The sequence below is a fragment of the Microbacterium sp. genome (assembly GCF_035556355.1).
Classification (GTDB): Bacteria; Actinomycetota; Actinomycetes; order Actinomycetales; family Microbacteriaceae; genus Microbacterium.
The window spans coordinates 24,968-35,388 of sequence record NZ_DATMFG010000026.1; the positions used below are offsets into that span (position 1 = coordinate 24,968).

Below are 10,421 nucleotides of genomic sequence, written 5' to 3' on the forward strand. Positions count from 1 at the left end.
GCACGCGTGTCGCTCGAACATACGTCCGAACCGCTCTCTAGGGTGAAGTCATGATCTCCTCGCTGCACGGTCGCGTCGCCTATGCCGACGCAGACCACGTCGTCGTCGAAGTCGGCGGTGTCGGCTACGCGGTGGCCGTGCCGCCGCAGGTCTCGCGCGCCGCGCGCATCGGCGAGGAGCTGCGCCTGCACACGAACCTCGTCGTGCGCGAAGACGCTCTGTCACTGTTCGGGTTCGAGACGCGCGAGGAGCTCGTCGTCTTCACACAGCTGCTCGGGGTCACCGGCGTCGGTCCGAAGTCGGCGCTCGGCGTGCTGTCGGCGCTGTCGGTCGACCAGATCGCCGAGGCGGTGGCGGCCGACGACGAAGCTCCGTTCCGTCGCGTGTCGGGCATCGGGCCCAAGACGGCCAAGCTCATCGTCGTGCAGCTCGCCGGCAAGATCACACCCTCCCGGCCCGTCGGCGCCCCGGCCCAGGCCGGCCCCGCAGACGCGGTCTTCGCCCAGGTCGCTCAGGCCCTCGTCGGGCTCGGCTGGTCCGAGCGCGTCGCGGCCGAGGCCGTCGCATCCGTCGCATCCGAGGCGGCCGACGCGGATCGCGCGTCGGTGCAGGCCCTGCTGCGCATGACCCTGTCGGTGCTGGGCCCGGCGCGGAAGGAGCCCGCCGGTGGATGAGCTGCGCGACGCGACCGAGCCCGTCGACGAGACCGAGCTCGCGATCGAGGGCGCACTGCGCCCGACGTCGCTCGCCGAGTTCGTCGGTCAGCCGAAAGTGCGCGGCCAGCTGCAGCTGCTGCTCGACGCGGCGCGCATCCAGCAGCGCCCGCCCGACCACATCCTCCTCGCGGGTCCTCCCGGCCTCGGCAAGACGACGCTCGCGATGATCGTCGCGCACGAGAGCGGACGGCCGCTGCGGCTGTCGAGCGGACCGGCGATCCAGCACGCGGGCGATCTCGCGGCGCTGCTGTCGAGCCTCACACCGGGCGAGGTGCTCTTCATCGACGAGGTCCACCGCATGGCCCGCACGGCCGAAGAGATGCTGTACCTCGCGATGGAGGACTTCCGCATCGACATCATGGTCGGAAAGGGTGCGGGCGCCACGAGCATCCCGCTCGACCTCGCCCCGTTCACGCTCGTCGGGGCGACGACGCGGTCGGGCCTGCTGCCCAACCCGCTGCGCGACCGCTTCGGCTTCACCGCCCACCTCGAGTACTACGACCCCGAAGACCTCGAGCGCGTCATCTCGCGCTCGGCGGCCATGCTCGGGGTCGACCTGCCTCCCGAGTCGTTCGCCGAGATCGCGCGCCGGTCGCGCGGCACGCCGCGCATCGCGAACCGTCTGCTGCGCCGAGTGCGGGACTACCTCATCGTGCACGGGCGGGAGAAGGGCGCAGCGGATGCCGCGGTGAGCGCCGCCCTCGAGCTGTACGACGTCGACTCGATCGGCCTCGATCGTCTCGACCGCGCGGTGCTCGACGCGGTCGTGCACCGATTCCGCGGTGGTCCGGTCGGGCTGTCGACGCTCGCGGTCACGGTCGGCGAGGAAGCCGAGACGATCGAGTCGGTCGTCGAGCCCTACCTCGTGCGGATAGGGTTCATGGGGCGCACGCCGCGCGGGCGCATCGCGACACCTGCGGCGTATGAGCACCTGGGCATGAGGCATCCGGATCACGCACAGGCGCTGAGACTCGATGACCTATAATCGCTGAAGGCTTTCGCCAGACCCCCTTGCACGGCACCGCTGCCCCGTTGTGTGCCCGATTCGAAAGGTGCCCACACCTCCATGGACTTCGCGAGATTCTTCGCCGACTACGGCCTCATCATCCTCCTGGTCGTACTCCTGATCTTCATGTTCTGGAGCTCCCGCCGACGGATGCAGAAGCAGAAGGCCGAGCAGGAGGCGAAGGCGCGCCAGACCGTGCCGGGTGCCGAAGTGCTCCTGCAGGGCGGGCTCTACGGAACGATCGTGTCGTACGACGCCGACAACCTCGATCAGCCGGCGATCGTCGAGCTCGCGCCCGGCGTGCAGATCAAGGTGCACAGCCAGGCGATCCTGCGCGTCGTGAGCCCGACCGAGGGCGTCGTCACCGAAGACGAGTACCTCTCGGCCGAGGAGAGCCACGTCGAGTACGCCGAGGGCGTCGCCGACGGCGAGATCAGCTCGATCAGCGACGACCAGAAGCGCGCTGCCGCGGACGGCTCGGCCGACGACTCCGATACCGACACCGGCACGAAGCCGCAGGCCTGATCCGCAGCCCCTCCGCGGGCACCCGAGAAAGCTCACCCCCGTGGCCACACCGACCCCCGTCCGGCACGCCTGGCGCGCACTGACCGGTCTGCTCATCGTCATCGCCGTCCTGTTCGGCATCAACGCGCTCGGCGTCTACGTCTTCAAGGCGAGCTCGTGGACGCCCGAGTTGGCGCTCGACCTGCAGGGCGGCACGCAGATCGTGCTGCAGGCGCAGTCGGTCGACGGCGCCGCGCCGACGACCGAGCAGATGGACCAGGCGGCCACGATCATCCGCCAGCGCGTCGACGCATCGGGCGTCGGCGAGGCCGACATCGCCACGCAGGCCGGCAACCAGATCGTCGTGCAGATCCCCGGTGAGGCCGACGAGGAGACGCGCAACCGCATCGAGGCATCCGCCCAGCTCCAGCTGCGCGCTGTGCTCACCGCGTCTGCGCCGACGAACACGTACGTGGGCGACGACGGGGAGAGCACGCCGTACCCGACGCCCGACCCGACGCTGCCGAACACGCCGTCTCCCGAGCCGACCGACGGCAGCGACACGGCGTGGATCACGCCGTACCTCCAGGCGGAGTTCCTCGCGTACGACTGCGCGAACCCGAACAACGACCCCGCCAACGCGCCCGCCGACCAGCCCCTCATCACGTGCGAGGCCGACGGATCGGCCAAGTACATCCTGGGTCCGGTCGAGCTCGACGGCTCATCGATCGACGACGCGACATTCGGCATCCAGCAGAACGACGGCCGCTGGGCGGTCAACCTGCGGTTCGACGACGAGGGCACGCGCATCTTCGGCGACATCAGCCAGCGCCTGTACGGTGCGACTCCGCCGCTGAACCAGTTCGCGTTCGTGCTCGACGGCCTCGTGCTGACGGCGCCCGCCATGAACCAGGTGATCCTGGGCGGTGACCCGAGCATCACCGGCAACTTCACGCAGGAGTCGGCGAAGACCCTCGCCGACCAGCTGCGCTACGGCGCGCTGCCCCTGAGCTTCGAGGTGGTCAGCTCCGACACGATCTCGGCCACGCTCGGCTCGCAGCAGCTGCAGATCGGCCTCGTCGCGGGTCTCATCGGCCTCGCGCTCGTCGCGGTGTACTCGCTCGTCGTGTACCGGGCGCTCGGCTTCGTCATCATCGCGTCGCTCGCCGTGATGGGCGTCATCACGTACATCGCGATCTGCATCCTGGCGTGGCGCATCGGCTTCCGTCTGTCGCTCGCGGGAGTCGCGGGTCTGATCGTGTCGATCGGCTTCACAGCCGACTCGTTCATCGTCTACTTCGAGCGCATCCGAGATGAGCTGCGCGACGGCAAGTCGATCACGGGAGCCGTCGAGGACGGCTGGTCGCGCGCGAAGCGCACGATCTACATCTCGAAGTCGATCAACGTGCTGGCCGCGGTCGTGCTGTACATCCTGGCGGATGCCACGGTGAAGGGCTTCGCGTTCACGCTCGGACTCACGACCGTGATCGACGTGCTGATCTTCATCCTCTTCACGCATCCGGTCATGCAGCTGCTCGCCCGCACGCGGTTCTTCGGCGAAGGGCATCCGCTCTCGGGCATGGATCCCGAGGCGCTCGGCGCGGTCTACCGCGGTCGCGCCCAGTTCCGCTCGCCCGTGGTCGCCCCCAAGTCGAGCGCCGACCGGCGGGCCGCGCGATCGCGCGGTGAGGCGGCACGACGCCAGACGATCGCCGAACGCAAGCAAGCCGAGCTCGCGGCAGCCGCGGCGAAGGACGCGAAGCGAACTCCCGGCACGACGAAGGGAGGAGACGACTGATGCGCTCCATGAGCCAGTTCGGCAACGACCTCTACACCGGCAAGACCTCGTTCCCGTTCGTCGGCCGCCGGCGTCTGTGGTTCATCATCGCCGCGATCCTCGTGATCGGCTCGGCGCTGGTTCCCCTCGTGCGTCCGATCCAGTTCTCGATCGAGTTCACGGGCGGCTCGCAGTTCACCGTCTCGGGGCTGTCGAACCCGGATCAGCTGATCGCGACCGACGCCGTCCAGTCCGTCGTGCCGGATGCCACGACCAAGGTCACCACGGTCGGCGACAGCGCCGTGCGCGTGCAGACCGACCAGATGACCAGCGAAGAGACGCGCGAGGTCACCGAGGCTCTCGCCGACGCGTACGGCGTGCCCGAGAGCGAGGTCACGTCGTCGTTCATCGGCCCGACTTGGGGTGCCGACGTCACGCGCCAATCGATGTGGGGTCTGGCGATCTTCCTCGCGCTGACCTTCCTGATCCTGGCGCTGTACTTCCGTACGTGGAAGATGTCGGTCGCCGCGATCATCGGCCTCGTGGACGTGCTCATCATCACGATCGGCGTCTACGCGCTGTTCGGCTTCGAGATCTCGCCCGCCGCGGTGATCGGCTTCCTCACGATCCTCTCGTACGCGCTGTACGACACGACGGTCGTGTTCGACAAGATACGTGAGAACACGAGCGAGGACGGAGAAGTGTCCGGCCGCACGTTCGGCGAGTCGGTCAACCTCGCCGTCAACCAGACCCTCGTGCGGTCGATCAACACGACGGTCGTGGCGATCCTGCCGACCGGCGCGATCCTGTTCATCGGCGCGCTGTGGCTCGGTGCGCAGACGCTGACCGACATCTCGCTGTCGATCTTCGTGGGTACGATCGTGGCGGCCTACTCGACGATCTTCGTCGCGGCACCGCTGTACTCGCTGTTCCGCGAGAACGAGCCGGCCATCAAGGCGCGCGACGAGCGCACGCTCGCCGCCCGTTCGCAGGCGCGCGTGTCGGTCTGACCACACGCGGGCGAGTGCCCTCCCGCAGCGGCGTAGGATTGTGAAGTCCAGCGGAGGGGAGGATTTCATGACCGAGACCGTCCCCTCCGCCGCCCAGACGTCGTCGCTGCGGCGCCTCGTGCCGCGCATCTTCTCGCGCTCCGCGCGCCGCGACGACGTCGAGCAGCTCATCCGCACGGTGCGCACGCACCACCCCAAGGGCGACCTGTCGATCATCGAGCGTGCCTATACGGTCGCCGACAAGGCGCACGCCGGCCAGACCCGCCAGAGCGGTGAGCCGTACATCACGCATCCGCTGGCCGTCGCGCAGATCCTCGCCGACCTCGGCCTCGGACCCAAGGCGATCGCCGCCGCTCTGCTGCACGACACGGTCGAAGACACGGGTTATCCGCTCGACGCGATCGCCTCCGAGTTCGGCGACGAGGTCGCGATGCTCGTCGACGGCGTCACGAAGCTCGACAAGGTCAAGTACGGCGAGAGCGCGCAGGCCGAGACGGTCCGCAAGATGATCGTCGCGATGTCGAAAGACATCCGCGTGCTCGTCATCAAGCTCGCCGACCGCCTGCACAACGCGCGCACGTGGGGCTTCGTGCCCCCCGAGAAGGCGCAGAAGAAGGCGACGGAGACCCTCGAGATCTACGCCCCCCTCGCGCACCGGCTCGGGATCCAGACGATCAAGTCCGAGCTCGAGGACCTCTCGTTCGCGGTGCTGCACCCGAAGCTCTACGCCGAGATCGACAGCCTCGTGAAGCAGCGCACGCCGCAGCGCGAGCAGTACGTGCAGACCGTGATCGAGGCCGTCGACGCCGACCTTCGCGAGCTGCGCATCCGCGGCCGCGTCATGGGCCGGCCGAAGCAGCTGTACTCGGTGTACCAGAAGATGGTCGTGCGCGGACGCGAGTTCGACGACATCTACGACCTCATCGGCATCCGCGTGCTCGTGGGGAGCGTGCGCGACTGCTACGCCGTGCTCGGCGCGATCCACGCACGGTGGACGCCGCTTCCCGGCCGGTTCAAGGACTACATCGCGACCCCGAAGTTCAACCTGTACCAGTCGCTGCACACGACGGTGATCGGACCGGGCGGCCGCACGGTCGAGATCCAGATCCGCACCAACGAGATGCACCAGCAGGCCGAGTACGGCGTCGCCGCGCACTGGAAGTACAAGGAGCGCATGAACGGCGGAAAGGCCGATCCCAAGGCGCTCGACACCGACATGGCGTGGCTCGCGCACATCTCGGACTGGCAGGCCGAGACGGCCGACCCCGGGGAGTTCCTCGACTCGCTGCGCTTCGAGATCGGCGCGAAAGAGGTCTATGTCTTCACCCCGAAAGGCCGTGTGATCGGCCTTCCCGCGGGTGCGACGCCGGTCGACTTCGCGTATGCCGTGCACACCGAGATCGGGCACCGCACGATGGGTGCGAAGGTCAACGGCCGACTCGTGCCGCTCGAGTCCGAGCTCAAGAGCGGCGACGTCGTCGAGGTGTTCACGTCGAAGAATCCGGATGCCGGGCCCAGCCAGGACTGGCTCGGGTTCGTCAAGAGCACGCGTGCGCGCAACAAGATCCGCGGGTGGTTCACGAAGGAGCGCCGCGAGGAGGCGATCGAGCAGGGCAAGGAGGCCATCGCGCGCGCGATGCGCCGGCAGAACCTGCCGCTGCAGCGCCTCATGAGCCAGGACTCTTTCGCCGAGGTGGCGCGACAGTTGCGGTACGACGACGTCTCCGCCCTCTACGCGGCCGTCGGCGAAGGGCATGTCTCGACGCAGTCCGTCATCGAGAAGGTCACGGCCCTCGTCAGCGTCGACGACACGACGACCGGGCCGATCGACCTCCCGCCGATCGGGCGCACGCGCGCACCGCGCGGCGGCGACTCCGGTGTGCTCGTGCGCGGCGCGCCCGACATCCTCGTCAAGCTCGCCAAGTGCTGCACGCCGGTGCCGGGAGACGACATCGTCGGGTTTGTCACGCGCGGGAGCGGGGTCTCGGTGCATCGCTCCGACTGCACGAACGTCCAGTCGCTCAAGTCCGATCCCGATCGGCTCATCGAGGTCAGCTGGGCGCCGACGACGAAGAGCGTGTTCCTCGTGCAGATACAGGTCGAAGCGCTCGACCGCTCGGGGCTCCTCAGTGACGTCACGCGCGTCCTGAGCGAGCACCACGTGAACATCCTGTCGGCGACCGTCTCGACGACGAACGACCGCCTCGCGCTCAGCCGCTTCGTGTTCGAGATGGGTGACATCGTGCACCTGGACCGCGTGCTCAACGCGGTCCGCCGCATCGACGCCGTGTACGACGTCTACCGCGTCACGTCGTCCTGACCGCACCCGCGTGACCTCGCGAGAGCGAGCGCAGCAGAAGGAGCGCGCTGCGCTTGTTGGGCAGACGCCCGTGCGTCTCGATCCAGTTGATCGCGTCGTCGGCGAGACCCGGATGCGCCGCCGCCAGCGCCCGGGCGGCATCGAGGTGCTCGGGATCGTCGACGCGAGCGACGTCGGCGAGCGTTCGCACGAGCGTCGTGACGAGGACTCCGCCGATCGAGATGAGGTCGGCGGGATCGACGGCGAGGTCGCGGTACACGAGGCGCAGACCGTGGATGTGGTGCAGACGCCGCGGCACGGCGCGCTGCACCGTGTGGCGCGACGGAGGCTCGTGCCGCCCGCCGTGGATCCATGCCGCACTCACGTGTGTCGCGGCGAGCGTGTCGCGCAGGATCTCGCGCAGGGACCCGGCCCGAAGCGCCGCCGTCTCGACGGCGTCGGCGGGGATGTACGCGTCACCGAGGCCCACGAGGTGCCCATCGAGGCACGCCGCCGACAGTTCGGCGGTGGAGAGGCGGTCGTCGGCGAAGTACAGGAACGGCGATGGCACGTCGCGAGTCTGCCGGAACGGCGGATGCCGCATCCGTCTGTCCTGCCGGGCCGTGGAGAACCGCAGCGCGAGCCGGGCCTGGGGGAGAGGCGATCAGCCTCCGAGCGCCTTGAGCCACGTGCGCCGTGCCTCGAGGGCCTCTTTGGCCTTCTCGGCGGCGGCCTTGTCGCCGGCCTTCTCGGCTGCCGCGAGCTCCTGCTCGAGCTTCTCGATCGCCTCGGTCAGCTGGCGCGTCATGTCGTTCGCGCGCGCCTTCGTCTCGGGGTTGTTGCTCTTCCAGTCGGCGTCTTCGCGCGCGCGGAGCGCCTGCTCGATCTTGCGCAGCTCGTCGTCAAGAGAGCGCTCGACGTCGCGCGGGAAGATGCGACCGAGGTCGTCCCAGCGTCGCTGGATGCTCGTGAGCATCGAGCGGGCCTTCGCGAGGTCGCGCTCATCCTGGATGGCTTTGGCCTCTTCGAGCAGCGCGCGCCGGGCCTCGATCTTCTCGCGCGACGCCTCGGCCTCGGCCGCCTCACGCTCACTGCGGGCCGCATACAGCACGTCGCCGGCGGCCTTGAACCGCGCCCACAGGGCGTCATCGGCCTTCTTGCCGGCACGGCCGGCCGTCTTCCACTGCTCGAGCAGCTCGCGGTAGGCGGCGATGCCGTCCTCGCCCTTGGGCGCGAGGGCCTCGGCCTTCTCGACGAGCTTGGACTTGCGCTCCCGCACGGCCTTGTGTGCCTCGTCGAGCTGCGCGTAGAACTCGCGGCGCGCCTTGTCGAGCGTGGCGCGGGCGTCGCGGAATCGCTTCCAGAGTTGCTGGCTCGTCGATTTGGGCAGGCGCGGGCCGTGCTGCTGCTGCGACTGCCACTGCTCGAAGAGCTCGGCGATCTCGGCGGAGGTCTGCTTCCACTGGATCGTCTTCGGATCGCGGGCGGCGAGCGCCTCGGCGCGCTCGACGAGCTCCGTGCGGGCCTTGACGGCGTCTTCGACGGCCTGGCGGGCCGCTGCGGCCTCGGATGCCGACGCCGCAGACAGCTCTTCGGTCAGGGCGTCCAGGCGGGCGCGCAGCGACGCGAGGTCGCCCACGGCTGCGGCATCCGCGAACTTGTCGTGAAGTGTGCGGGCGGTCGCGCGCAGGTCGGACGCGGACGCACCGCCGCGGCGGTGGCGCACCTCGAGGAGGGTGACCTCGCTCGCGAGGTCGTTGTACTTGCGCTCGAAGTACGCGAGCGCCTCTTCGCGCGTGCCGTCGGGGAACTGGCCCACCTCGCGCCACTCGGCGCCCTCGCGCACGTACACCGTGCCGTCGTCGTCGACGCGGCCCCACGGCTCATCGCCGCCCGTCGGCTCGGCGGCGGGGGCCGCGGAGAGGGCGGCATCGGGTGCAGCCGCGGCATCCGTCTCTTCGGCCGACTGCTCGGCGTCTCCGGTCGTCTCGGCTGCCGCCGCGGCATCCGACTCGTCGCCACTTGCCGCTGCCGTGTCGGCGGCGGGCTCCGACTCGGACGCGGCCTCTTCCGACGCAGCGGTCTCGGATGCCTCTTCGGAAGCGGTCGCGGCGTCGGGCGCCTCCGGGGTCTGCTCGTCGGGGACGGTGGGCTGCTCGGAGACGGCCTCGGCGTCGAGGTCGTCGGGCGTCTCGGGAGTGGACTCGGCTGCGGAAGTCACGGGATGCACCTCATCGCGGCTGTGCGCCGCCTGCGGGGAATGGACGGCCCAAGCCTAGTACGGCGAGGTGGTCCGATCAGGACGTGGCGGTCGGCTCCGGGGTGGGTTCGCCGGTGTCGGTGGGCGTCGGCGTCGGGGTCGACGGCGCCGGGGTGGGCGTCTGCGTCGGCGTGGGACTGGGCACGGGCTCGGGTGCACCCGGGCCGACGGTGAAATACGCGATCTGACCGCCGATAACGGCGAGGATCAGTGCGCCGCCGGCGATGCCGGCGATGAGGTTGTCGCGTGTGCGGCGGCGCGCGCGCCGTGCGTGGAACTCCTGACGAGCCTGATACAGTCGTGCACGTTCGCGCGCGGCGCGCGCTTCGCGTTCCCTGCCCGTTGCCACAGGACCTCCCTCACCCCGGTGCTCCGGGCCGCGTCGATCCTACAAACAGGCCGGTGCCGGGCCAAACCGTTCCTGCGGAGCGTCGTGCGAGCGGTGCCGAGCCCGCGTCGGCGGCCGCGGCTAGCCTGGTCGGGTGACTTCGCCCGCCGCTCTCTTCCAGGGGCAGACCCCGCTCGCCGTTCGCATGCGGCCGGTCTCGCTCGACGAGGTGGCCGGTCAGTCGCATCTGCTGCGGCCCGGGTCGCCGCTGGTGACGCTGGCGAATCCTGATGCGGCGGCCAAGCCGGGCACGTCGGTGATCCTGTGGGGGCCGCCGGGCACCGGCAAGACGACGCTCGCGCAGGCGATCGCACGCTCGTCCGGCCGTCGGTTCGTCGAGCTCTCCGCGATCACGGCGGGCGTGAAGGACGTGCGTGAGGTCATGCAGGACGCGCTCAACCAGCGCGACCTGTACGGGCAGTCGACCATCCTGTTCCTCGACGAGATCCACCGCTTCACCA

Annotated in this window: 10 protein-coding genes; 7 read left to right on the plus strand and 3 right to left on the minus strand. The window is 69.6% G+C overall.

Features of this window, described 5'->3' with window-relative positions; genetic code table 11:
- Positions 1-50: 50 nt before the first annotated feature.
- The 6 genes from ruvA (at position 51) to VNR19_RS08080 (ending at position 7,333) form a co-directional block, all read left to right on the plus strand.
- Positions 51-674: a Holliday junction branch migration protein RuvA gene (ruvA, locus tag VNR19_RS08055; protein ID WP_325725637.1), complete on the plus strand. Its 624-nt coding sequence runs from the start codon at positions 51-53 to the stop codon at positions 672-674.
- Positions 667-1,701, plus strand: a complete 1,035-nt coding sequence (gene ruvB, locus VNR19_RS08060) for a Holliday junction branch migration DNA helicase RuvB (RefSeq protein WP_325725639.1) — start codon at positions 667-669, stop codon at positions 1,699-1,701. Before ruvA ends, ruvB begins: the two co-directional genes overlap by 8 nt.
- Positions 1,702-1,782: 81 nt before the next feature.
- The gene (locus tag VNR19_RS08065; protein ID WP_325725641.1) at positions 1,783-2,247 is read left to right on the plus strand and encodes a preprotein translocase subunit YajC; all 465 of its coding nucleotides are present in this window, start codon (positions 1,783-1,785) and stop codon (positions 2,245-2,247) included.
- Positions 2,248-2,287: 40 nt separating this feature from the next.
- Positions 2,288-4,024, plus strand: coding sequence for a protein translocase subunit SecD (secD, locus tag VNR19_RS08070; protein WP_325725642.1), 1,737 nt, complete (start codon positions 2,288-2,290; stop codon positions 4,022-4,024).
- A complete protein-coding gene (gene secF / locus VNR19_RS08075) occupies positions 4,024-5,013 on the plus strand; it encodes a protein translocase subunit SecF (RefSeq protein WP_325725643.1) in 990 nt (329 codons plus the stop codon). Before secD ends, secF begins: the two co-directional genes overlap by 1 nt.
- A gap of 67 nt (positions 5,014-5,080) precedes the next feature.
- The gene (locus VNR19_RS08080; protein ID WP_325725645.1) at positions 5,081-7,333 is read left to right on the plus strand and encodes a RelA/SpoT family protein; all 2,253 of its coding nucleotides are present in this window, start codon (positions 5,081-5,083) and stop codon (positions 7,331-7,333) included.
- On the opposite strand, the gene VNR19_RS08085 is transcribed toward VNR19_RS08080, so the two are convergent.
- From VNR19_RS08085 to VNR19_RS08095, 3 genes are all read right to left on the minus strand, one after another.
- Positions 7,320-7,883, minus strand: coding sequence for a type IV toxin-antitoxin system AbiEi family antitoxin (locus tag VNR19_RS08085; protein WP_325725648.1), 564 nt, complete (start codon positions 7,881-7,883; stop codon positions 7,320-7,322). The genes VNR19_RS08080 and VNR19_RS08085 overlap by 14 nt on opposite strands.
- A 93-nt stretch (positions 7,884-7,976) precedes the next feature.
- On the minus strand, positions 7,977-9,533 hold the full coding sequence (locus VNR19_RS08090) for a DUF349 domain-containing protein (protein ID WP_325725650.1): 1,557 nt from the start codon (positions 9,531-9,533) through the stop codon (positions 7,977-7,979).
- A 76-nt stretch (positions 9,534-9,609) separates the two neighbouring features.
- Positions 9,610-9,921, minus strand: coding sequence for a dioxygenase (locus VNR19_RS08095; RefSeq protein ID WP_325725652.1), 312 nt, complete (start codon positions 9,919-9,921; stop codon positions 9,610-9,612).
- Positions 9,922-10,105: 184 nt separating this feature from the next.
- Here VNR19_RS08095 and VNR19_RS08100 point away from each other — a divergent pair.
- Positions 10,106-10,421, plus strand: a 316-nt coding sequence (locus VNR19_RS08100; RefSeq protein WP_325725657.1) for an AAA family ATPase, incomplete at its 3' end; no start/stop codon positions are given.

Coding starts and splice junctions, on each gene's coding strand:
- ruvA (WP_325725637.1), top strand. CDS start 51: ATGATCTCCTCGCTGCACGGTCGCGTCGCCTATGCCGACGCAGACCAC.
- VNR19_RS08065 (WP_325725641.1), top strand. CDS start 1,783: ATGGACTTCGCGAGATTCTTCGCCGACTACGGCCTCATCATCCTCCTG.
- secF (WP_325725643.1), top strand. CDS start 4,024: ATGCGCTCCATGAGCCAGTTCGGCAACGACCTCTACACCGGCAAGACC.
- VNR19_RS08080 (WP_325725645.1), top strand. CDS start 5,081: ATGACCGAGACCGTCCCCTCCGCCGCCCAGACGTCGTCGCTGCGGCGC.